20 protein-coding genes are annotated in these 22,667 nt (G+C 66.2%); 9 read left to right on the forward strand and 11 right to left on the reverse strand.

Annotated elements, in window-relative coordinates; translation table 11 throughout:
- Nucleotides 1–82 precede the first annotated feature (82 nt).
- The 3 genes from ACSQ9E_RS03920 to ACSQ9E_RS03930 form a co-directional block, all read right to left on the reverse strand.
- Nucleotides 83–424 carry a hypothetical protein gene (locus tag ACSQ9E_RS03920; protein WP_057202156.1) on the reverse strand — a complete coding sequence of 114 codons (342 nt, stop codon included), beginning with the start codon at nt 422–424 and terminating at the stop codon, nt 83–85.
- A 32-nt stretch (nt 425–456) separates the two neighbouring features.
- Complete coding sequence (locus ACSQ9E_RS03925) at nt 457–1,584, reverse strand: acyltransferase family protein (RefSeq protein WP_427999704.1); 1,128 nt, start codon at nt 1,582–1,584, stop codon at nt 457–459.
- An 87-nt stretch (nt 1,585–1,671) separates the two neighbouring features.
- Nucleotides 1,672–1,926, reverse strand: a complete 255-nt coding sequence (locus tag ACSQ9E_RS03930) for a hypothetical protein (RefSeq protein ID WP_057202158.1) — start codon at nt 1,924–1,926, stop codon at nt 1,672–1,674.
- 65 nt (nt 1,927–1,991) lie between these two features.
- On the opposite strand from ACSQ9E_RS03930, the gene ACSQ9E_RS03935 reads away from it, so the two are divergent.
- From ACSQ9E_RS03935 to ACSQ9E_RS03955, 5 genes are all read left to right on the forward strand, one after another.
- Nucleotides 1,992–2,222 (forward strand): hypothetical protein, encoded by a 231-nt coding sequence (locus ACSQ9E_RS03935; protein WP_007849068.1) that lies wholly within the window; start codon nt 1,992–1,994, stop codon nt 2,220–2,222.
- The gene (locus ACSQ9E_RS03940) at nt 2,219–2,710 is read left to right on the forward strand and encodes a molybdenum cofactor biosynthesis protein MoaE (protein WP_057202159.1); all 492 of its coding nucleotides are present in this window, start codon (nt 2,219–2,221) and stop codon (nt 2,708–2,710) included. Before ACSQ9E_RS03935 ends, ACSQ9E_RS03940 begins: the two co-directional genes overlap by 4 nt.
- A gap of 146 nt (nt 2,711–2,856) precedes the next feature.
- The gene (gene clpB / locus ACSQ9E_RS03945; protein ID WP_436216955.1) at nt 2,857–5,466 is read left to right on the forward strand and encodes an ATP-dependent chaperone ClpB; all 2,610 of its coding nucleotides are present in this window, start codon (nt 2,857–2,859) and stop codon (nt 5,464–5,466) included.
- Between the two features lie 52 nt (nt 5,467–5,518).
- On the forward strand, nt 5,519–5,860 hold the full coding sequence (locus tag ACSQ9E_RS03950; RefSeq protein WP_436216956.1) for a hypothetical protein: 342 nt from the start codon (nt 5,519–5,521) through the stop codon (nt 5,858–5,860).
- Nucleotides 5,861–5,967: 107 nt separating this feature from the next.
- Nucleotides 5,968–7,407: a coniferyl aldehyde dehydrogenase gene (locus tag ACSQ9E_RS03955; RefSeq protein ID WP_436216957.1), complete on the forward strand. Its 1,440-nt coding sequence runs from the start codon at nt 5,968–5,970 to the stop codon at nt 7,405–7,407.
- Here ACSQ9E_RS03955 and ACSQ9E_RS03960 read toward each other — a convergent pair.
- Both ACSQ9E_RS03960 and ACSQ9E_RS03965 read right to left on the reverse strand, forming a co-directional pair.
- A complete protein-coding gene (locus tag ACSQ9E_RS03960) occupies nt 7,379–9,223 on the reverse strand; it encodes an ATP-binding response regulator (protein ID WP_057202163.1) in 1,845 nt (614 codons plus the stop codon). The two genes, ACSQ9E_RS03955 and ACSQ9E_RS03960, sit on opposite strands and share 29 nt — an antisense overlap.
- Complete coding sequence (locus tag ACSQ9E_RS03965; protein WP_057202164.1) at nt 9,210–9,845, reverse strand: response regulator; 636 nt, start codon at nt 9,843–9,845, stop codon at nt 9,210–9,212. Before ACSQ9E_RS03965 ends, ACSQ9E_RS03960 begins: the two co-directional genes overlap by 14 nt.
- A gap of 184 nt (nt 9,846–10,029) precedes the next feature.
- Between ACSQ9E_RS03965 and ACSQ9E_RS03970 the strand changes: the two genes are divergently transcribed.
- From ACSQ9E_RS03970 to ACSQ9E_RS03980, 3 genes are all read left to right on the forward strand, one after another.
- Nucleotides 10,030–10,584, forward strand: a complete 555-nt coding sequence (locus ACSQ9E_RS03970) for a hypothetical protein (RefSeq protein WP_057202165.1) — start codon at nt 10,030–10,032, stop codon at nt 10,582–10,584.
- A 133-nt stretch (nt 10,585–10,717) separates the two neighbouring features.
- Nucleotides 10,718–11,239, forward strand: coding sequence for a GNAT family N-acetyltransferase (locus ACSQ9E_RS03975; RefSeq protein WP_057267911.1), 522 nt, complete (start codon nt 10,718–10,720; stop codon nt 11,237–11,239).
- Between the two features lie 7 nt (nt 11,240–11,246).
- On the forward strand, nt 11,247–12,398 hold the full coding sequence (locus ACSQ9E_RS03980) for a methyltransferase (protein WP_436216958.1): 1,152 nt from the start codon (nt 11,247–11,249) through the stop codon (nt 12,396–12,398).
- Nucleotides 12,399–12,423: 25 nt separating this feature from the next.
- Here the strand turns inward: ACSQ9E_RS03980 and ACSQ9E_RS03985 are convergent, their stop codons facing one another.
- Nucleotides 12,424–12,969: a hypothetical protein gene (locus ACSQ9E_RS03985; RefSeq protein ID WP_436216959.1), complete on the reverse strand. Its 546-nt coding sequence runs from the start codon at nt 12,967–12,969 to the stop codon at nt 12,424–12,426.
- A gap of 130 nt (nt 12,970–13,099) precedes the next feature.
- Here ACSQ9E_RS03985 and ACSQ9E_RS03990 point away from each other — a divergent pair, with 130 nt between their 5' ends.
- Nucleotides 13,100–14,065 (forward strand): tRNA dihydrouridine synthase, encoded by a 966-nt coding sequence (locus tag ACSQ9E_RS03990; RefSeq protein WP_436216960.1) that lies wholly within the window; start codon nt 13,100–13,102, stop codon nt 14,063–14,065.
- A 1-nt stretch (nt 14,066) separates the two neighbouring features.
- On the opposite strand, the gene ACSQ9E_RS03995 is transcribed toward ACSQ9E_RS03990, so the two are convergent.
- From ACSQ9E_RS03995 to ACSQ9E_RS04015, 5 genes are all read right to left on the reverse strand, one after another.
- Nucleotides 14,067–15,908, reverse strand: coding sequence for a phospholipase D family protein (locus tag ACSQ9E_RS03995; RefSeq protein WP_427999710.1), 1,842 nt, complete (start codon nt 15,906–15,908; stop codon nt 14,067–14,069).
- Nucleotides 15,909–16,022: 114 nt separating this feature from the next.
- Nucleotides 16,023–17,225 (reverse strand): ammonium transporter, encoded by a 1,203-nt coding sequence (locus ACSQ9E_RS04000; RefSeq protein WP_436216961.1) that lies wholly within the window; start codon nt 17,223–17,225, stop codon nt 16,023–16,025.
- A 164-nt stretch (nt 17,226–17,389) separates the two neighbouring features.
- Nucleotides 17,390–18,517, reverse strand: coding sequence for a bifunctional diaminohydroxyphosphoribosylaminopyrimidine deaminase/5-amino-6-(5-phosphoribosylamino)uracil reductase RibD (gene ribD / locus ACSQ9E_RS04005; RefSeq protein ID WP_436216962.1), 1,128 nt, complete (start codon nt 18,515–18,517; stop codon nt 17,390–17,392).
- A 39-nt stretch (nt 18,518–18,556) separates the two neighbouring features.
- Nucleotides 18,557–19,030, reverse strand: coding sequence for a type IV pilin protein (locus ACSQ9E_RS04010; protein WP_436216963.1), 474 nt, complete (start codon nt 19,028–19,030; stop codon nt 18,557–18,559).
- 22 nt (nt 19,031–19,052) lie between these two features.
- Nucleotides 19,053–22,622: a pilus assembly protein gene (locus ACSQ9E_RS04015; protein WP_436216964.1), complete on the reverse strand. Its 3,570-nt coding sequence runs from the start codon at nt 22,620–22,622 to the stop codon at nt 19,053–19,055.
- Nucleotides 22,623–22,667: the final 45 nt, after the last annotated feature.

The raw sequence follows: 22,667 nt of genomic DNA on the forward strand, positions 1-22,667 counted from the left end.
GCAATGCCCTGCCACCGCGGGTGCGGTAGGAAGGGCCAGGGTGCAGTGGGTGGTCATGGCGAGCAGTATAGCGGGGAGCGCGTCAGCCCTGCTCGGGCGCCGGCTCCACAGGGGCGATCAGTTCGGGGCACTGCCATACCAGCAACTCGGCCAGGCGCGTCACGATCCAGGTGGCCTCGGACACGGAGACGCCGGACTCGGCGGTGCACAGCCCGGCATGGATGCGCCGCAGGATCTCGGTTTCGGAAGGCGCCTGCACGTGGTAGAGCGTCTGCGCATGCTCCACCAGGTGCCCGGCCAGGTCTTCGCACAGCTCGTAGCGCGTTCGCACCACGCTGGCCGGCTCGCGCAGGCGCTGGCGGGCATCGCTGTACACGGCCATGAAGGACGGGGGAACATGGATCTGGTTGTCGTCGTCGTGCATGGCGCAGGCAGGTCGAAATGGCAATGGAAGGGTCAGGCCGCGGCGCTGTCCGGCACGCTGCTGCGGTTCTTGCTGCGAAAGCGCTTGCCGTAGTCGATCATGGGCTGCTCCACGGTGTAGTACAGCGCAGTGGCCAGCAGCAAGGTGGCAATGACGACGGTGAGGTGGGCGCCTGCGCCCGACCATTGCAGGTTGGCATAGACCACGACCATCACCTTGGCATGGACGAGGTACAGCGAATAAGAAATCTTGCCGATGTAGCGCACCAGCACGTCCTTGATGGGCGGCAGCTTGAGGAACAGGATGAACACGCAGGCCAGGCCCACGGCGGCCAGCGGCTGCGGCGCCAACCCCACCACGACCTGCCACTGCGACCACAGCAAGATCAGCAGCAGCGCCACCGGCCACAGGATGCTGCTGGGGATGCGCCTGAGCACCTTCTCGTACCGGTAGATCACCGTGCCCATCACGAAGAAGTACAGGTAGCCCACGATGTTGGACTTGATCAGCACATGCTGCAGCAGGGGCGTGAATTCCACCCCGGCGTTGCGCGCCTGGGCCAGGTACAGGAAGTCGAGCGCGCCGGTGTTGGCCGTCTTGATCCAGGCGATGGACAGCAGGGTGGACAGGACCAGCACGCCCAGCCAGAAATGCCGCCAGCGCACGCGGTGCGCCACCAGGGCCAGCACCACCACGATGGCATACCAGAAGAGCTCTACCGTGAGCGTCCAGCCCACGTGCACGCGGTCGAAGAAGAGGCTGCTGCGCACGGACAGCTGCTGCAGGTTGAGCAGGTTGAGCAGGAAGTGCGGGTAGTCGTTGGCCACCAGTTGCCGGAACCCGGGGACCAACGCCATCTCGACCAGCACGATGCCCACCAGGGCGACCCAGTACACCGGGAAGATGCGAAAGAACCGTGCCTTGGCATAGTCGCCCAGGCTGTTGCGCTCGGCGCTCTGGATGATGAGGTAGCCCGAGATCAGGAAGAACAGCTGCACGCCGATGCCGCCGCCATCGGGGCCGAACAGCGGCACCGGGATGCCGGCGTAGACCGAGAAGTGGTGCAGCGCCACCGAGAGGATGGCGCAGGCGCGCAGGACGTCGATGTTGTTGTCGTGTTCTACCGATTGCAGGCGCTGCGTGATGTCTGAAAATTTCATGCTGGAGTGAAATGCCCTTGCGAGGCCGGTGTATGGGGCGGCCGGTCCGGCGGCACCGCACGCATTATTGGCGACTTGGCCGGGCCGTCAGTCGGGCGTGAACAGCCGCTCGAACTTCGTTCGGTCCGCATCCAGCTCGAAGGTCACCACCTGGCCCATCTTCATGTCCGACAGCCGGCAGGCGGCGAACAGCGTCGACTGGCCTGCCAGGTCCATGCTGTCCAGGTCCACCAGGGCATAGGGGTAGGGCACGAACACCTCATGCGCGAAGATATCCTTGCTGCGGTTGCGCGGCGACGGGTAGAGCTTGTATTTTTCGGTGGTGATGGTTTGTGTGGCCATGTCAGGTAGGGGTACAGTTCTCTGGATCCTACAGACAATCATTTCCTTCAGAAAAAAACAGATCCATGGCAAAACCCAAGAGTGAATGGCCCACGAAGGTACTGGCGTTGATCCAATCCGGCAACCACCCTGCGGCCATCGCGCAGGTGAAAGTGGCCCCGACGGTGACCGATGTCACGCGTTTGCAGGCCCTGGTGGCCAAGCTGCCACGCACCCCCGCGCTCGTGCAACTGGAAAAAGTGCTGGAAGAGGAGCGTGCCCTGCTGGCCGCCCCCCGCCTGCACCGCTCTCCATGACTACCCGCCCGGCAGGCAGTGTCTCCATCCAGACGGCGGACTTCGACCTGTCCGCCGAAGTCGCAGCGCTGCGCCGCGAAGACCGCCGCGTGGGCGCGGTGTGCGCCTTCGTGGGCACGGTGCGCGACCGCAACGATGGCGACGACGTGGCCTCCCTGGAGCTGGAGCACTACCCGGGCATGACCGAAAAGTCCATTGCCGCGATGGTCGAGGCCGCCTTCGGGCGCTTCGAGCTCTTTGGCGTGCGCGTGATCCACCGCGTGGGGCTGCTGCAGCCGCTCGACCAGATCGTGCTGGTGGCGGTCACCAGTGCCCACCGGGGCCAGAGTTTCGAGGCCTGCGAGTTCCTGATGGACTACCTCAAGACCCAGGCGCCGTTCTGGAAGAAGGAAGTCACCCCTGCGGGTGCGCGCTGGGTCGATGCGCGCGTGAGCGACGACGCGGCGCTGGCCCGCTGGGGCATTGCACCGGCCCACGGTGACATGTAAATCTTGGTAATTTTGTGCGCCGCGCCGCCAAAGCAGGCGCACAAGGTGGGACTGACGCCGCCTGATGGCCCTGACCCAGGCTCGGGATGCTTGAAAAGGGTGCCGAAAGTCCCCATGTGTGACGCAATTCGGAAGGACATTCACCCATGCGTCTCGACAAGTTCACCACCAAGTTCCAGGAAGCCCTGAGCGACGCCCAGACCCTTGCGCTGGGCAATGACAACGCCTACATCGAGCCCGTGCACATGCTCGTGGCCATGCTGCGCCAGGAAGACGGGCCGCGCGCGCTGCTGCAGCGCGCCGGTGCCAATGTGCAGGGCCTGCTGGCCGCTGCGGAAAGCGCCGTCAAGCGCCTGCCGGCCGTGCACGGCCAGGAGCAGGTGCAGGGCGGCCCCGAGCTGGGCCGCGTGCTGCAGGCCACCGAGAAAGAGGCCATCAAGCGTGGTGACCAGTTCATCGCCAGCGAGCTGTTCCTGCTCGCGCTGATCGACAGCAAGGGCGAGGCCGCCACCATCGCCAAGGACAACGGCCTCACGCGCAAGAGCCTGGAGGCGGCCATCGAGGCCGTGCGCGGCGGCCAGAAGATGGACAACGCCGATGCCGAAGGCCAGCGCGGCGCGCTGGCCAAATACTGCATGGACCTCACCGAGCGCGCCCGCATGGGCAAGCTCGACCCCGTGATCGGCCGCGACGACGAGATCCGCCGTGCTATCCAGGTGCTGCAGCGGCGCACCAAGAACAACCCGGTGCTCATCGGCGAGCCCGGTGTGGGCAAGACCGCCATCGTGGAAGGCCTGGCCCAGCGCATCGTGGCTGGCGAGGTGCCCGAGTCGCTCAAGGGCAAGCGTGTGCTCAGCCTGGACATGGCGGCCCTCCTGGCCGGTGCCAAGTACCGTGGTGAGTTCGAGGAACGCCTGAAGGCCGTGCTCAACGAGTTGGCCAAGGACGAGGGCCAGACCATTGTCTTCATCGACGAGTTGCACACCATGGTGGGCGCCGGCAAGGGCGAGGGGGCCATGGACGCGGGCAACATGCTCAAGCCGGCCCTGGCGCGTGGCGAGCTGCACTGCGTGGGTGCCACCACGCTCGACGAATACCGCAAGTACATCGAGAAGGACGCCGCGCTGGAGCGCCGCTTCCAGAAGATCCTCGTGGGTGAGCCCACGGTTGAGGCGACCATCGCCATCCTGCGCGGCCTGCAGGAAAAGTACGAGGTGCACCATGGCGTGGACATTACCGACCCGGCCATCGTGGCCGCGGCGGAGCTGTCGCACCGCTACATCACCGACCGCTTCCTGCCCGACAAGGCGATCGACCTGATCGACGAGGCGGCATCGAAGATCAAGATCGAGATGGACTCCAAGCCCGAAGTCATGGACAAGCTCGACCGCAGATTGATCCAGTTGCAGATCGAGCGCGAGGCCGTGCGCCGCGAGAAGGACGAGTCCTCGGTCAAGCGTTTCGGCCTGATCGAAGAAGAGATCGTGCGCCTGCAAAAGGAGATTGCCGACTACGACGAAATCTGGCAGGCCGAAAAGGCCCAGGCCCAGGGCAGTGCGCACGTGCGTGAAGCCATCGACAAGCTCAAGTTCCAGATCGAGGAGTTCACCCGCAAGGGCGACTTCAACAAGGTGGCCGAGCTGCAGTACGGCAAGCTGCCCGACCTGGAGCGCCAGCTCAAGGAAGCCCAGGCCAAGGAAGATGGCAAGGACGGCGTGGCGAGCGCGCCGCGCCTGTTGCGCACGCAGGTGGGTGCCGAGGAGATTGCCGAGGTCGTGAGCCGCGCCACGGGCATCCCGGTGGCCAAGATGATGCAGGGCGAGAAGGACAAGCTGTTGCAGATGGAGGGCAAACTGCACGAGCGCGTGGTGGGCCAGGAAGAGGCCATCACCGCCGTGGCCAACGCCATCCGCCGCTCGCGCTCGGGTCTGTCCGACCCCAACCGCCCCACGGGCTCCTTCCTGTTCCTGGGCCCCACGGGCGTGGGCAAGACCGAGCTGTGCAAGGCGCTGGCAGGCTTTCTGTTCGATAGCGAGGACCACCTGATCCGCATCGACATGAGCGAGTTCATGGAAAAGCACTCGGTGGCCCGCCTGATCGGTGCGCCCCCGGGCTACGTGGGCTACGAGGAGGGCGGCTACCTGACCGAAGCCGTGCGCCGCAAGCCCTACAGCGTGCTGCTGCTCGACGAGGTGGAGAAGGCCCACCCCGACGTGTTCAACGTGCTGCTGCAGGTGCTCGACGATGGCCGCCTGACCGATGGCCAGGGCCGCACCGTGGACTTCAAGAACACCGTGATCGTGATGACCAGCAACATCGGCTCGCACCTGATCCAGGCCATGGTGGGGCAGGACGCCGAGGACATCAAGGAAGCGGTGTGGGGGGAACTCAAGAACCATTTCCGACCCGAATTCCTGAACCGGATCGATGAGACGGTGGTGTTCCATGCGCTGGATGCGAAGAACATCGAGGCGATTGCACGCATCCAGCTGCAACTGCTCGAAGCGCGCCTGGCCAAGATGGACCTGCACTTGCAGATCTCGGCCCCGGCGCTCGAAGAACTGGCCAAGGTGGGGTTCGATCCGGTGTTCGGTGCCCGTCCGCTCAAGAGGGCCATCCAGCAGCGCATCGAGAATCCCCTGTCGAAGCTGCTGCTGGAAGGCCGGTTCCCGCCCAAGAGCGTGATTCCGGTGACGGTGGACCCGGTGCTGGACCCGGGGGTGTTCCAGTTTGGCGGTGCGTCCGAGCCTGCTTGATCGGGGAAGGGGCGGCCATGGGAGCCCGCCCTGTTGAAAGGAAAGGTGTCGTTTGAACAATCTTGTTTCGGGTCTGGTGCGCTTTGCGCTGCGTGCCCTGGTGCTGGCCATGGGGCTGGTGGTGTTCCTAAGCCTGCTGGCTGCAGCGCTGGTGCTGGGTTTGGCGTGGGCAACGCGCGCGACCTGGGCACGGCTCACGGGCCGGCCCATGACCCCTTGGGTCATGCGGGTCGACCCGCGCACGGGATTCAGCGCTGCCATGCGCTCCAGGGCGCAATGGGGGGCTGCGCGCCCGCCCGATGGGGCGGCGGAGTCGGCAGCGCCATCGCGGCGCGGCGGGGTGCTGCCCAGCGCCGTGGAGGTGACCGATGTGGAGCCGCGCGAGCTGCGCTGAGCGCTGGTGCAAAGCCGCAACAAGCGCTGAAAGCGGTGCTCGGCATGCCCCTCTAGACGCGCCGGCATGGTCCGGCGGCAGGGGCCGGGCGCTCTATCATGCGCTCCATGACACCAGCCGACATCCACGCCCTTTTTGAAACCCAGCGGCAGGCCAGCCGCACCCAGGTCGAGGTGCCTTTGCTCGTGCGCCGCGAGCGCCTGCTGCGCATGCGCAAGCTGCTCAATGAAAATGGGCCCGTGCTGGCGGCGGCGGTGCAGGCCGATTTCGGCATGCGTTCGCCCCGGCTCACCGAGGTGGCGGATTTCTTCGTGCTGCGCACCCTGCTGTCGCATACCTTGAAGCACCTGGCGCGCTGGATGAAGCCGCAGAAGGTGCGCACACCCATCTACCTTCAGCCTGCCTCCGCGCACATACAGCGCCAGCCGCTCGGTGTGGTGGGCGTGATCGCTCCCTGGAACTACCCTGTGCAATTGGCGCTTGCGCCCGCCATCACGGCATTGGCTGCGGGCAACCGCGTGATGCTCAAGCCCAGCGAGCTTACGCCGCACACCTCGGCCCAGTTGGCGCTGCTGGTGGCGCAGTTCTTTGCCCCCGACGAATTCTGCGTGGTGCAGGGCGATGCCAACCTGGCGGCACTGTTTGCCTCGCTGCCGTTCGACCACCTGGTGTTCACCGGTTCCACGCCCGTAGGGCGCAAGGTGGCCATCGCGGCCGCGCAGAACCTCACACCCACCACGCTGGAGCTCGGTGGCAAGTCGCCCTGCATCATCGACGGCCACTGCGACATGCAGGACGCGGCGCTCAAGATCGCCCACGGCAAGCTGCTCAATGCCGGCCAGACCTGCATTGCGCCCGACTACCTGCTGGTGCCGCGCGGGCGCGAGACCGAGTTTGCCAATGCCTACCGGGCCGCCGTGGCGCGCCTGTTCCCCACCATCGAGGGCAACCCGGACTACGCCTCCATCATCACGCCGCGCCACCATGCACGGCTACGCACCATGCTGCAGCAGGCGCAGACGCAGGGGGCCGAAGTGCAGCCCATCGATCCCGCAGCGGGCAAGCCGGTGGTGAACACCGTGGGCACGCTGGGCGATGGGGCGAGCCGCCAGATGCTGCCCACGCTGGTGTTTGGCGTCACCTCCGACATGCAGATCATGCAGGAGGAGATCTTCGGGCCCGTGCTGCCCGTGATCTCCTACGAGCGCCTGGACGACGCCGTGGCGCACATCAATGCCGGCCCGCGGCCGCTGGCGCTGTACTGGTTCGGCCAGAGCGAGGCGGCGCGCGACGACGTGCTGCGCCGGACCGTGAGCGGTGGTGTGACGGTGAACGACACGCTGATGCACATCGCCCACGACAACCTGCCCTTTGGCGGAGTGGGTGACAGCGGCTGGGGCGCCTACCACGGCGAGCAGGGCTTCCTGCGCTTTTGCCACCAGAAGTCGGTCCTGGTGCAGTCGCGCTGGGCGATGGGCTCGATGTTCTACCCGCCTTACGGCGCGCGCTTCGACCAGGTCATGGGGCTTCTTCGCCGCTGGCTGTAGCTGCTTCGGTCGGCGGGGCCTCGGTGGGTGACGGCGTGCCGCTGACCAGTTGCACGATGGCATCGCGCAACTGCCCGGTGGACACCGGCTTGTGCAGCAGCAGGGCCGAGGTGGTCTGCGCGTCGCGCAGGCGCTGGGGCGAGGTGTCCCCGGTCATGATGATGGCGGGCACCGACACCCCCAGGTAGGCACGCAGGGCCTGCAGCACCTGTTTGCCGGTCTCTTCGTGGCGCAGGCGGAAGTCGGTGATGATCAGGTCGGGCGTGCTGTCCTCGATGTGTTCGAGCGCATCGGCACTGGATTCGGCCGTGGTGCAGTGGCAACCCCAGCTTTGCAGCAGGGCCTGCATGCCCAGGCGCACCGATTCGTCATCGTCGATGGCCAGCACGTGCAGCCCCGTGAGATCGAAGTGGTTGAAGGAGGGCGGGGCCTCGTCCTCCAGGGCGCCCTGCCAGGCGTCGAGCCAGAGCCGGAACACCGAGCCCCGGCCGGGGCGGGAGCTCAGCTCCACCGAGGTACCCATCTCGCGCGCCAGGCGTTTCACGATGGCCAGGCCCAGACCCAGGCCCTTGCGGCGGTCGCGCTCGGGGTTGCCCAACTGGTGGAACTCCTGGAAGATGTTTTCCCACTGGCTTTGCGGTATGCCCGCCCCGGTGTCCCAGACCTCCAGCGCGATGCGCCGGCCGCGGCGGCGGCAGGCAATGAGCACGCCGCCGCGCGCCGTGTAGCGCAGCGCATTGGAGATGAAGTTGTGCATCACCAGCATGACCAGCGAGCGGTCGGCATGGGCTGCGGTGGAGGTCTCGTGCGTGCGGTACACCAGCCCGCAATTGTCGGCCTGCACGCCGAACTCCTGCTCCAGCGCGGTCAGCAGGGGTTGCACGGCGAAGGCGGCGGGCCGCATCTTGACGACACCGGCCTCCAGGCGCGAATAGTCGAGCAAGGTGGTGAGCATCTCGACCGCCGCGCCCGAAGCCGCCTGCGCGTGGCCCAGCACGGTGAGCTGGTGCGGGCTCATGGGGCTGCGCTGCAGGGTTTCGAGGAACAGGCCCATCGCGTGCAGCGGCTGGCGCAGGTCGTGGCTGGCGGCGGCGAGAAAGCGCGATTTGTCGCGGTCTGCACGCTCGGCCTCTGCCTGTGCAGCCAGCGCTCGGTGCGACTCGGCGCGCAATTCGGCCACCAGCCGCTCGTTTTCGAGCTTGAGGGCGATGCTGCGGCGCGTGGCGGTGTCCCCGGTACTGGCCTGCAGGCCGGTCAGGGCGTAGTACACCAGCACCAGGAACAGGGCGGGCCACATGGCCGGGCCGCCGCTCATGGCCACGGCCACGAAGATGCCCCCGACCGCGCAGGTGAGGTAGGTGATGTAGGCGCGGTACAGCGGCGCCCCCAGGCCCAGCGCACCGGAGGAGACGGTGCTGACGATGCCGATGGCGTAGATCACGCTCTCCGGCGTGCCCCAGTACAGCACCACGTAGCCCAGGCTGCCCCAGCTCAGGCCCATGGCGGCCATGCAGGCCATGAGCTTGCGCGCCGAGTGCAGCACCGGATCGCGCTGCGGTGCCATGCCGCGCAGCGTGACGTACACCCCTATGACCACCAGCGCGTGCGAGACCAGCCAGATGCTGACCACCTGGGTGTCGGCCACGCGTGCCATCACCCACAGGGTGCCCAGGGCCGTGGCCAGGGATGCCAGCAAGGTCATGGGGAAGTTCTGGCGCAGCAGCGTGACCTGCTCGCGCAGGACTTCATCGCGCTCCCAGCGCCGGCGCGTCCAGGGCCAGCGCGGGATCAGCGGCAGGGCTTCAGACAATGTCATGGAGCGGCGGCATGGACAGGCCCAGGCGCTGCGCGGCCAGCAGCGCCGCGCTGCGGCTGTTGACGCCCAGTTGTGCAAAGATGGCCGCCACATGCACGCGCACGGTGTTCTCGCTCAGGCCCAGGTGGCGCGCGATGACCTTGTTGGGCTTGCCGGTGCACAGCAGCGACAGCACCTCAAGCTGGCGCGCGGTGAGGCTGGGCGCAGCGGACGTGCGGGTAGTGGAGGCATTGCCGCTGTTGGGGGGGAAACAGGGCGCGCCAGACAGGGACACGCTGATCGCCTCCAGGATGTCCTCGCCGCTGGCCGACTTGGGCAGGAAACCGTCGGCGCCGCGCGAGCGCGCCTCGTACACCGCATCCGGCGCAATGCTGGCCGAGACGAGCACGATACGGGCGCTGGGGTAGGACTGGCGCAGCAGGCGCAGCCCGTCGAGCCCGCTCATGCCCGGCAGCTGGATGTCCAGCAGCACCAGGTCCATCGGGGCAGGGGGCAGGGCACAGGCTTCGGCAATGGAGCCCGCTTCGGCAATGGATCCCACCAGGGGGTGGTCCTGCACGATCAGGCGCAAACCGGTGCGAAACAGGGTGTGGTCGTCAATAAGCAACAGGCTGGCAGGCATCCCGTGAGTATTGCGCACAACAACGCGCCAGGGAACTGTGCGAACTAGTCCATTTGTGCGATGGACGCCGGCCCCTGCGGTTTCTAGACTTTCCTCCATGCAGTGAACAGAATGTCGCATGGCGGCTGCGCACTGCGGCGGTTGGGTCGGACCAACCATCCATCAACCACCAGGGGAATACAACATGACTGCCAGCGCTCTTCAGAACCCACCGATTTCGTCGCCAGAGCACAAGCCTTCCGCCGGAGTGGGGGTGGGCGGCAACTGCATGGCCCAGATCGTGCACGACAACTGCCCGGACCTGTTGGCCTCGGCAGGCGTCATCGTCGAGCACCTGGATGCACAGGCGGGCAACTGGCAGTTTTCCACCGACAACGGCCTGACCTGGCGCAGCGTGCGCACCGACCTCATCAACCGCCCTGGCTGCATGGGGCTGGCGCTGGACCGCGATGCCCGCCTGCGCGTGCTGCCCTTCAGCGGCCACCGGGTGAGCGGGGTGCGCATTGTGTTCCATACCGTGCAACGCAGCCACGGCCAGGGCAGCGGCAGCTACCGCGCCTATGCCCCGGATGAACGCGATGGCGGCTCGCGCAGCGTGACGCTGGTGGTGGGCCTGAACGCCATCAACGGCATGCCGCCGGAAGTGAAAGTGCCCCGCCCGCGCAACAAGCGCGCGCTGGCCCAATCGGCCCGCGAGCGCGCTGGGGACGGGCTCGGAGGCTCTCTGGCCATGGCCTGACGGCCCGCTTTGCTCCCCCGCCTGCGTGGGGCGCGCAGGGCCGGGTACCCTACTGGCGAGGGGTGAAAAACCGTTTGCGGCGACAATGCCGGTCCTTTTGTTTTTTCACCCCCCGTTTTCGTTCGGTTTTTTCATGTCCAGTATCCAGGTTCGTCCCGCTACGCTTCGCGATGCCAAAGCCATCGCCCAGATCCACACCGTCTCCGCCCAAGAGGCTTACAAAGGGCTGGTGCCAGACGAGCAATTGAAGTCCATGTCTTCCGTCGACAAGCGCCAGGCCTACTGGCGCGAAGCCATCGAATATTGCGAGCCCCAGGTGCAGGTGGCCATCGATGGCGAGAAGATCGTCGGCTTTGTCGGCTATGACCGCTCGCGCGATGAGAAATCCCGCCCCACCACGGGCGAAATCTGGGCCATCTACGCCGCCCCCACCCACTGGAACCAGGGCGTAGGCCTGGCCCTGTGGGATGCCGCGCGCGATGGCCTTCAGGAAGAAGGCTGCACCAATGTCACCGCCTGGGTGCCCCTGCGCAACGAGCGCGCCATCCGTTTCCACGAAATGGCCGGCTTCAAGCAGGAACTCTCCACCGCCAAGACCGCCGTGATCGGTGGCGTCAAGATCGAAGAAGTGCGCCTGAAGCGCCCCATCAACTAAGGCCCCGATGATCGAGTGGAACCACCTGGGCCAGGCCCACAGTGCCCAGTGGCGCTCCGAAAGCAGCGCCCCGCCCCCCCGCCGGATGGTGACCGCCGATGACACCCTGTCTGCCGATACGGCCTACCGCCTGGCTTGCGAGGGCACGGGCCTGCTTTGGCAGGGCGATTTCCAGAATGCCCGCATGCTGCTGCAGGCGCTGATGCGCCGGGTGGACCGCAAGCCGGCCAAGGCGGCGGCCAAGGCCGCCGAAAAGGCGGCCACGGCCACCCCGGCGCAGGCGTTTCACCTGCACCGCCAGGCGCAAGCCCAGCGCGCGCGGGTGCTGTCGTCGGTCCTGATCCCCCTGGGGGCGGACTACGGCATCGATCTGCGCCGTGCGCCGGACTGGCGCCAGGCCTGCACCGAGGCCTGGGGCCCGGCCAGCGGCGACGGCTCGGTGGCCACGCTGCGCGAGCTGCTGGGTCTGGTGGGTGCCTACGAATGGCGCAAGAAAGGCGTGGAAATCCCTGCCCTGGGCGAGGGGCCGCACAACCGCATCCACCCCCACTACGGCGTGTTCTCGCCCGTGCGGGGGGAGTACGTGGACCTGGTAGCAAACACCTCCTTGCCGTCCACCGCCTTGGCGTTCGACATCGGTGCGGGCACGGGTGTGCTGTCGGCCGTGCTGGTGCGCCGCGGCGTGCAGCGTGTGGTGGCCACCGACCAGGACCCGCGCGCCATGGCTTGTGCGCTTGACAACCTGAAGCGCCTGGGTGTGCTCGACCGGGTGGAGCTGCTGCAGGCCGACCTGTTCCCTCCGGGGCGGGCGCCGCTGGTGGTGTGCAACCCCCCTTGGGTGCCTGCGCGCCCGAGCTCACCCATCGAGCATGCCGTGTACGACGAGGGCAGCCGCATGCTGCGTGGCTTTCTGGCGGGCCTGGCGGCCCACCTGGAGCCAGGCGGAGAAGGCTGGCTGATCCTGTCGGACCTGGCCGAGCACCTGGAACTGCGGCCGCGCGAGCAATTGCTGGCCTGGATCGCCGAGGGTGGCCTGCGCATCCTGGGTCGGCACGACGTGCAGCCCCGGCATGCCAAAGCCGTCGACGCCGGTGATGCCTTGCACGCCGCCCGCTCCGCCGAGGTGACTTCGCTCTGGCGGCTGGCGGCCATCGGCTGAACCCAGGCCCTGCGGCAGCCTCCGATTACACCGGGGACGGTGTGCCCGCAGGTTCCTGGGGCAGCAGCTGGTCCATGCGGTCGCGAATGGTCTGGGCGCGCTCGGGCCCTGCCATTTGCGCCACTTCATCCAGCAGGGCTTCGCCCACGTCGAGCATGCTGGAGCGGTCGCGCGCACCGCGCAGGGCCTCGTGGAACTGCCGGGCTAGGGCGGGGTCCCGGCGCGCGAACATGCGCTCGCAGATGTCGAACAGGTACATGCGCGTGCCGGCCAGCGAGCGCAGGGCGTCGTTGGGCTTACCTGCCGATGTTGTGGTGGGGGGCTCGGGTGTTGCCACTGCAGCCACTGTAGCCGTGGGCAGCGGCGCTTCGGGCAGGGTGGCCGGGCCGGTGAGGTAGCCCTGGCGCATGAGGTTGTCCACGATCTGCGCGCCGATGCCGTTGTACATGGCCTGCAGGTCCGACAGGGATTTACCGTCGGCCAGCAGCAGCAGCGACCGCTCGCGCAGGCTCAGGGTGCGGACACCGGGCGAGAGTTCCAGGCGGGCTTTGTCGGTTTTTTGGAGCAGCATGGTGAAGGCGCAAGGCAATGACCCACCATTGCAGCACCGGGGCATGACGCTGTGATGACCCGCCTGCCGCACAATCGCAGGTTGGCTGCGCCCACACGGCGGGCTTTCTTTCTGTGATGTTTGCTGCGCGATGACCCTGCTGCTCGCCCCGATGGAGGGGCTTCTCGATTTTGTGCTGCGTGACGTGCTTACCCGGGTGGGCGGGGTGGACCGCTGCGTGTCGGAGTTCATCCGCATCACGGGCACGTTGCTGCCAGACAAGGTGTTCCTGCGCTACCTGCCCGAGCTGCGCAACGGCAGCCGCACGCTGGCCGGGGTGCCGGTGCGCGCCCAGTTGCTGGGCTCCGACCCGGTGAGCATGGCCGAGAATGCGGCGCGCCTGGCCGCGCTGGGTCCGGAGGGGATCGACCTGAACTTCGGCTGCCCGGCCAAGGTGGTCAACCGCCACGGCGGCGGGGCGGCCCTGTTGCAGGAGCCCGAGCGCATCGCCGCGCTGGTGGCGGCGGTGCGGCGCGCCGTGCCGGCGCATCTGCCGGTCTCCGCCAAGATGCGTTTGGGCTTCAATGACAGCGGCCTGATGCGCGAGTGCGCACAGGCCGTGGAGGCGGGCGGCGCCTGCGAGTTGGTGGTGCATGCCCGTACCAAGGCCGACGGCTACCGGCCCCCGGCCTACTGGGAGCAGATACCGGCCATCCGTGCGGCCGTGGCCTTGCCCGTGGTCGCCAATGGCGAGATCTGGACGGTGGCCGACGCGCTGCGCTGCCGCGAGGTATCGGGCTGCGATGCGCTGATGCTGGGGCGTGGCATGGTGGCCGACCCGGGGCTGGCGCGCGCCATCCGTGCCACGGATGCGGGGGAGCCGGGCTCGGACACCGTGCAATGGGCCGACCTGCTGCCGCACATCGCCGCATTCTGGCAACTGGTCTGCGAGGACCTGGAGCCGCGCCAGCGCGCGGGCCGCCTCAAGCAGTGGCTGAACCTGATGCGCCGGCGCTTCCCCGAGGGCGAGGCGGCGTACCAGCATGTGAGGACCATGACGGACCAGCGCGCCATCACGGTCTGGGTGGACGCGTTGCAGGACCGCGTCACGGTCTGAATCACAACAGGTGGTCCGGGGCGAGCGGGCCGAGCAGTTGCAGCAGCAGGCGCAGCGGCGCGCTGGCATCGGGCTCGGTAGTGCTGTCCTGCAGGCCGCTGCCCTGTGGCGCATGCCACAGCAACTGGCCGCCCGGCTGCTGCAGTTCCACGCGCCACGCCAGTTCGCCCAGGGCCGGTTCCAGCCGCGTGGTGATGCGCCGGGACAGCTCGGTGCTGCGGATCAGCAACGCGATCTCGGTGTTCTGCTTTTGCGAGCGCATATCGAGGTTCATGGAGCCGATGGCGACCAGGCGGCCATCCATCACCAGCAGTTTGGAGTGCAGCATGGCGCGCGAGCTGCCCACCGAGCCGGTGGGCGAAGAGCCGCTGCGGCCCGATGAGCCGCCCGGGCTGCCGAAGGCACTGCCCAGGCCGGTGAGCTCGCTGCGCATTTCGTACAGCTCCACCCCCATGGCCAGCAACTCCGGCCGGTGCCGGGCATAGCCGGCATGGGCTATGGGGGCGTCGTTGGACGCCAGCGAGTTGGTGAGCACCCGCACACGAACGCCACGTTGGCGGGCCTGGGCAAAGGCCTGCTTCATGTCGGGGCCGGGCACGAAGTAGGGCGAGACGATGAGCAATTCGCGCCGGGCCTGGCCCATCAAATGCAGCAGGCCGTCCACCACCGTGTCGCCCTCACCGGCATCGGCTGCGTCGGTGGACGGGAGGGCTGCAGTGCCGTTGGCGGCCACGCCCCCTGCAGGAGGGGCGATGCGCGCGGCCTGCCGGGCATTGGATCCGCTGGCAGGTGCTGCGTCGGGAGATGGAGGGGCGGCGACGCCTTCGGCCGGGATCTTGGCGGGTTGGTCAACCAGCACCACAGCCGGTGCCCAGACAAAGGACACGGCGCCCAGGTCCATGGGCTGGTAGTCCCAGATGCGGCTGCGCTGGGCGCCAACACCGCCAGGGTCGTCCTGGCCCGGGGCTGGCGCGCTGGCGGCAGGGGGCGGTGGCGTGGTGTCAAGGGCCACCTGGCGTTCCCGTTCGGCAACGTCGGCCGCCTCGTACTGGCTGCGCATGGTGTCCAGTTCCTCGCGCGTGACCAGGGACTGCACGGGGTAGGCGCGCTGGTTGTTCCAGTAGTGGTCGAAGCTGCGCGAGAGGTCCTGCACGATGGGCCCGGCGGCCAGCACGTCCAGGTCGACGAAGTTGCCCGCATCGGCGTTGCCGAAGTAGGCGTCGCCCAGGTTGCGCCCGCCGGTGACGCCCATGGCGTTGTCGGCGATGAAGAGCTTGTTGTGCATGCGCTGCTGGGCGCGCGAAAAATCGGCCACGGCGCTGAACATGCGCCCCAGCGAGGAGCCGCGCGCGCCGGTGAGCGGGTTGAACATGCGCATCTCGATGTTGGGCACGAAGGCCAGGCGCATGACCTGCGCATCGCGCCCGGCGCTGTGGAAGTCATCGAGCAGCACCCTGACCCTGACCCCGCGTTGGGCGGCCGACACCACGCCCTTGAGCAGGCGCTCGGTGCTGGCATCGGCGTGGATGGCGTAGTACTGCAGGTCCAGTGTCTTCTTTGCCGCTTCCACCAGTGCCAGGCGGCTGCTGTAGGCCGCCTGGGGCCCGCCCAGCAGCAGAAAGCCCGAAGGGGAACGACCTGCCGCCGCCTGGCGGTTGGCCTCCACCATTTGCCCCAGCGGGGTGCCGGCAGGGGAGGCGAGGGCGTTGGATTCGGGGCGATCCACGTCCTGGGGCAACCCAGCGCAACCGGTGATCACGGCCACCGCGAGTGTGGCGACCAGCCCCATCCAGCCATAGCGGGCGGTGGCGGCAAGGTCTTTGAGAGCGATGGGGGCTGGCATTGGAGGGGACTTTCTGGATACTACAGAAGGTATATCCCGCCGCCCCAGTCGCCGCTGTCGGACGGTGCGCCGAAACGTAACGCTGTGTGAACGGTGCCGCCGCCCGGTCGCTGCTTACCAGCTCACTTCGCGGTCCGGCGTTGCGCTGATTTTGTGGATGGAAAGGTCTGCGCCATCGAACTCCTCTTCCTGCGACAGCCTGAGGCCCACGGTGGCCTTGAGGGCCCCGTACACCACCAGCCCGCCCAGGAGGGCCCAGACCACGCCCATGCTGGTGCCGATCAGCTGTGCGGTGAAGGCCACCCCGCCCAGGCCACCCAGGGCCTTGCTGCCGAAGATGCCCGCCGCCAGGCCGCCCCAGGTGCCGCACAGCCCATGCAGGGGCCAGACGCCGAGCACGTCGTCGATCTTCCATTTGTTCTGCGTCAGCGTGAACAGCAGCACAAAGATGGTGCCGGCAATGGCGCCTGTGACCAGCGCGCCCAGTGGGTGCATCAGGTCGGAGCCCGCGCACACCGCCACCAGGCCGGCCAGTGGGCCGTTGTGCACGAAGCCCGGGTCGTTCTTGCCCAGCACCAGGGCGGCCAGCGTGCCGCCCACCATGGCCATCAGCGAGTTGACCGCCACCAGGCCCGAGAGCTTGTCCACGGTCTGCGCACTCATCACGTTGAAGCCGAACCAGCCGACCACCAGGATCCAGGCCCCGAGGGCCAGGAAGGGGATGTTTGATGGCGGGTGGGCCGAGATGGCGCCATCCTTGCGATAGCGGTTGGCGCGCGAGCCGAGCAGCACCACGGCGGGCAGGGCGATCCAGCCGCCCACGGCATGCACCACGACCGAGCCCGCGAAGTCATGGAACTCTTCGCCGGTCAACGACTTGATCCAGGCCTGCACGCCGAAGTGCTGGTTCCAGGCGATGCCCTCGAAGAAGGGGTAGACGAAGCCGACGATGATGGCCGTGGCCATGAGTTGCGGCCAGAACTTGGCGCGTTCGGCAATACCGCCCGACACAATGGCCGGAATGGCCGCTGCGAAGGTGAGCAGAAAGAAGAACTTGACCAGCGAATAGCCGCTTTGCTGGACCAGGGTGTCTGCCCCCACGAAGAAATGCGTGCCATAGGCCACGCTGTAGCCCACCGCAAAGTACACCACGGTGGACACGGAGAAGTCCACCAGGATCTTGACCAGCGCATTCACCTGGTTCTTCTTGCGGACCGTGCCCAGCTCCAGAAAGGCAAACCCGGCATGCATGGCCAGCACCATGATTGCCCCGAGCAGAATGAACAAGGCGTCCGTGCCCTGTTTGAGTGCTTCCATACCATCTCCACGCGTTTGTTTGATCTGTTTTGGTGCGTTTCACTGCGGCATGCAATGAGTGCACCAAAATTAAGCAAAAAATGCGCCAGGATGTGGCGTGAGTCACCGGGGTGGTGCTGGGTTGTTTTGGTGCGTTGGCCAGACATGGACCATGGGGCCGTTGGTCAGAAGCTATCGCGCCCCTGAACCCGGGCCACGATGCGCAGGTCGGGTCCGATGCGCTCTACCGAAGCATAGTCGAGAGCGGTCCCCTCCTCCAGGGTGTGCAAGGGGGCTGTCTGGGCCATGCCGAGGCCAGGTCCCAGTAGCCTGGGGGCCAGGTAGAGCAGCATTTCATCCGCCAGCCCTTCGCGCAGAAAGGAGCCGTTGAGCTTGTGGCCCGCCTCCACATGCAGTTCATTCACGCTGCGCTGGCCCAGGTCCTTGAGCATGGCGCCCAGGTCCACCTTGCCCTGTGGGTTGGGCAGGCGGATCACCGTGGCCCCTCGGCCCTCCAGGGCCGCTTTTTTCGTGGCATCGTCGCTTGCGGTGTAGATGAGGCAGGTGCGGCCCGGCACGGAGAAAAGGCGCGCCTCCAGCGGGGTCTGCAACTGGCTGTCCACGATCACCAGGTGCGGCTGGCGCGGCGTGGTGACCTCGCGCACGTCCAGGCGCGGGTCGTCGTCGAGCACCGTGCCTATGCCCGTGAGCACGGCGCAGGCGCGGGCGCGCCAGGCATGGCCATCGGTGCGGGCGGCGGGCGAGGTGATCCACTGGCTCTGGCCATTGGCCAGCGCGGTGGTGCCGTCGAGCGAGGCGGCGGTCTTCACACGCACCCAGGGCGTGCCGCGCACCATGCGGCTGAAGAAACCGATGTTGAGTTCGCGCGACTCCTTGGCGCCAGGGCCCACAACCACGTCCACGCCGGCAGCGCGCAGGCGCGCGAAGCCCTGACCCGAGACCAGCGGGTTCGGGTCTGCCAGAGAGGCCACCACCTTGCCGATGCCGGCACCGATCAGCGCATCGCAGCAGGGCCCCGTGCGGCCCTGGTGGGAGCAGGGCTCCAGCGTGACGTACGCGGTGGCTCCCCGCACGTCGTTGCCCCGTGCCGCCGCATCGCGCAGCGCCATGACTTCGGCATGCGGGCCGCCCGCCTGCTGGGTGAAGCCCTGGCCGAGGACCTGGCCGTCGGGGGCCGTGATCACACAGCCCACGCGGGGATTGGGGTTGGAAAGACAAAGCGCCTGAGTGGCTAGCTCAAGCGCTTGGGTGGTGTGTTGTTGTTCTGAAGAGGGCGCCATGGTGGCGTGCATGCTAGCGCAACTACTGCCTTTCAACAGTTGCGGCCCGGTTCATTTGTTCCAGCATTCCTCGACGGTAACGCTGGCCGGGGACTGTGACAGTATCCCCCGCGTGCCCGTGTTGGTCAGTGTCAAATCGCCGCATTTGTCTGCCGCCTGCGCCGTTCCCGCTTTGCGCGCCGCGATCACGGTGAAGGTCGCAGGCGTCGAGGGGCCTTGCGTAGGGGGATTGCCTGCGGCCAGCACTCCATCGCCGACGGAAATGGTGTAGCGTTTTTTGGCGTCCCCGGTCCACATCAGGTTTGCGGGCAGTGTCGTGGGGTAGACCCCTGTCGCCGTAGCGGCACGTTCCAGGTACTGTGCTGCCTGCAGCAGCCCTGCGCGCGCATCGGCACGGTGCCCCCGCCGGATGTACTCGTTGTAGCTGGGCAGGGCAATCGCCGTGAGAATCCCGACGATCGCCACCACCGTCATGAGTTCGATGAGGGTGAAGCCCTGTTGTCGCATGGATGTGTTGCGGTTCATTCTATGCATCTTAATCCCCCGTTCACCGGATCTGGCGCCAGCTTGGACGCAAGGATTCCTCAGGCAAGGCGGCGAGATTCTCCTTGTTGTTTTTTGCATCGATATCGACGTTCTCGAACTTGTCCTTCTTGATGATGCTGTGCGGACCCTTGGCAACCTTCTTCCGTGATACCCCCTGATCATCCGCATAACCATTTGGCGGAGTGTTCATGTCCACGATCTGCACCGAAGGGCGCTTGCCGTCCATGATGTTGACGAACGAGCGGTACTGGCGCTCTCCATCCACCGAAGTGGAGTCGCAGCTTTCCACGTTCGGGTCCACGTTCGAGCCTTTGGCCGGAACTTGCGACCACACGGTCAACAAGTTGCTGGCGTCGTAGAACTCCATGGGCTTAAGCAGTCGTTCGCCAATGGCGGGCAGGTCCAGGTACCAGCCGTTCCAGTTGCCCCAGGTCTCCAGCTTCAACTCGTCCACGGCATCAACGGTGGCAAAGTCGGCATTGACATCTGTGAACTTTTGCTGGGCCAGCTTGGCTGTAGCGACGCCAGTGCCCAGCGCTGCGGGCGCTGGCACGCAATCGGCACCATTGGGGCAGCTTCCGCCGCCAGGGTGGACTTCCAGGCGCTTGTTCGTCCCTGTGCCCACTTCACGGTAACGGGTATTGTCCAGCACCGAGTACAGGGTCTGCACGTCCACATTCGATGGGTCTGTGACGTCCACGTTACGGCCTGTACCGAAGGCCACCATCATGCCCCCCACACGCACAGTCTTCTCCGTGGGGCCGCTGCCCGTTTTCTTGGTGCGGTCGTTGGCACGCACAGTGGGTACCGTGGAAATCGGTTGGATCTTGGTGCGCGACGCATTTCCCAGCGCCGCAGGACCTTGGGCTGTGAACAGCGGGCTGCCGCCAAAGGCGACCTTCCAATTGCCAGGAGTGGCGCTGGTCACGTCGAACTTCCACATATTGCCGAGGTTGTCCCCGGCATAGACCACGTCAATGCGACCGTCGCCGTTGAGGTCCACCACACGCGGAGCGCCCAAGCCATTGTCCTTGGCGTTGCCGGTACCCGCTGCCTGGGTGGTGGTCGGCAGGCGCACCAGTTCACGCGCGCCATCCAGGTACTGAACCAGCAGCACCGGGCGCTGGTTGGTACTGTTATAGCCATTGCCCAGGATCACCGCCCAGCGGTTGTTGTTCATGCGCGTGATTTGCGCGCTGCGCATGGAGTCGTTGTCGTCACGAACAGGTTTGAAGGTGATGTGGCCGATGTCCTTGTCTTCTTCCACCACTTGGTCACACATCGTTTTTTCAGCCCCTGTCATGGCGCCGCAAATGGGGGCGGCTTCAGTGGAGCCGCGCGTGCGATCAAGTTTGACTAGCTTCTGGGCATTACTTTCGGCAAAGCCCGGTACTCCGGCCGGCGAAGCGGTGGCTGCGGGGTTGGTCACATCCAGCACAAAGTAACCTTTGCCGCCCTGGCCCAACGTGCCTACCAGGTAAGTGCGCCAATCAGGAACAAAGGCTGCATAGTTGGGGTCTGTGGGGTCCTGTATGCCTCCGTTGGCATCGATATCCCCGGTCATGGGCGACCCATCGACAAAATAACGGTGCTTGTTGTTGTATTGCGGGTCGGTCAGCAGGGTCAGGTTGGGAATCACACCCCGAGGCACATAGGCAATTTTCTCTTGTCCGTCTGCAGCAGAAAATCCGTGCAGCATGCCATCGTTGCCGCCCACGTAGAGCATGGCCGCGCGCGTTTTTTCGCTGCGTACATAGCTTGCGTAGCCCTTGAGCAGCGAGCTCGCAGCGGGCGCCCCCGTGTACCAGACATCGGAGTTGATGATGTCGCCCTGGCGGCTCTTGCGCTCGCGATAGGGTTTGGTCCCGGTGTATCCCGTGGTTTCCGAGCCTTCCTTGCTACGCTCGCCGCGAATGTATTCAAGCCGTTCCTGGCCTTTGGTCGCCCCCTCGTCGGTACCGCTGACATTCTTTTGCAGCCAGAGCTTCTGCGCCGTGCTGAGATTGGTTTCGTCCGACGCCCATTTGAAGGGAACGCCGCCACGGTACTTGCTGGCGTCCCACTTGTCGCTCCAGCTCAGGATCAGGCGGTTGCTGACAGTGGCCAGGGCATCCAGCTTTTTGCCGGTGTCCTCGCCGCCCCATCCAGGATCGCTGACAGTTGTGCCGTCTGTTTTAACTTTGTCCGCGGTCAGGTTGCCTCTCCACGCATCGTTGGGAAAGTAGTTTGCCGTGTATTTGCCAACGTCGCTGCGCGAGACGTTGGAGCCACTGGTGGCGCTGGAGTTCACGTCGGGGTCGGTCGCGGTATTGATCTGGCCGAAGATTTCGCGGAATGCCTTCTCCAGGTCTTCGCCCTTGGTCACGGCGTAGAAGCGGCCGCGGCCGTTCAGTGCGGCATGCCACAGGTCCAGCGAGCGCTTGTTTTCGTTGTCCATGGTGGGCCAGGTCTTGGTGCCCGTCACCAGATCGCGAAAGCTACCGTCATACCCAAACGGGGTCATTTCTGTGGGTGCTGCAATGGTGGGCGCACCCGGCCAAGTGGTGGATACAGTGCTGAAGCCAATGGTGTAAGTCACCATGTGCGCCCAGGTGGCCGGGTTGTAACGCGGGTTCCAATAGCGCTCCAGGATGGCATCCTTGTTTGCCGTGTCCTTGCCGAAGTTCTCGGTGGCGGGTGCCTTGCGGTAGTCTGCAGCAGGCTGCAAGGTACCGGTCATACCTGTGGTCTGCATGGGTGTGGCCCAGCTGTAGAAGGCCCAGTCGGCCAGGGTGTTGTTGACCGTATCGCGGTAGAGCGCCGTCTTGGCGCGTTCCGTGGCATTGCTGCCACCATACACATTGCTGTCGGGCAGCGTCAGGTTGGTTGCGTTGTCGCGTTTGTTGGTGTCCGGAACGTCATAGGCCGTGCCATTCCACCGGCCGTCCGTCATCATGATGTGGTAAGAGCGGCGGCATGCCAGATAGGGGGCCCCTGTCGTGCCGGGGTCAGACGCCCATGCGCTGCTGTTGCCCAGGGGCTGGCGCAGGTACTCGTCCGCCTGCTTGAACATCGTGTGCGAGGGCGTACCGTTGGTCGCCTTCAGGGCGCTGATGAAGCTGATGAAGTTGTTGCGGTGGGTGGTGTTCAGCCGGCGCATGGAGTTGGTCTTCATGGTGGTGCTGTTGACGCTGAGCGCGTCGGCCGAGCCACCGTTGTTCCACATGGCCTGCCACGACAGCCGGATCTTCTTGTCGGGCAACAGGGTGGTGTCGCGGAAGATGCCACCCGTTCCGTCACTGCCAACCATCGTGTACTTGAGTACGTTGATGCGTTTGGCGTCGCTAGGCCAGGTGCCGTCTGGATTGGGCTTCTTCTGGTCGTTGCTGGTGCTGGCCTCTTTGTCGAGGCGGTACTCCATACTCCCCGAATCGTCGATCGAGATGATGACGTTGGGGGTGACGTAAGGCTCTACCGTGCCAGGTGGCGACTGTGCCAGGTCCAGCGCCCATGCGCCGTGCGGCGCTAATGCAGCGCTGGCAGCCAAGGCAATGAGGTGTTTGCGAAAACGGGGGGCAGCGGTGCGGGGCATGGCGCGCTCCTGAAACAGGTTGGGTTGATGTGCGATGGCTGGATG

It is taken from the genome of Acidovorax sp. LjRoot118, assembly GCF_964253575.1.
GTDB lineage: Bacteria > Pseudomonadota > Gammaproteobacteria > Burkholderiales > Burkholderiaceae_C > Acidovorax.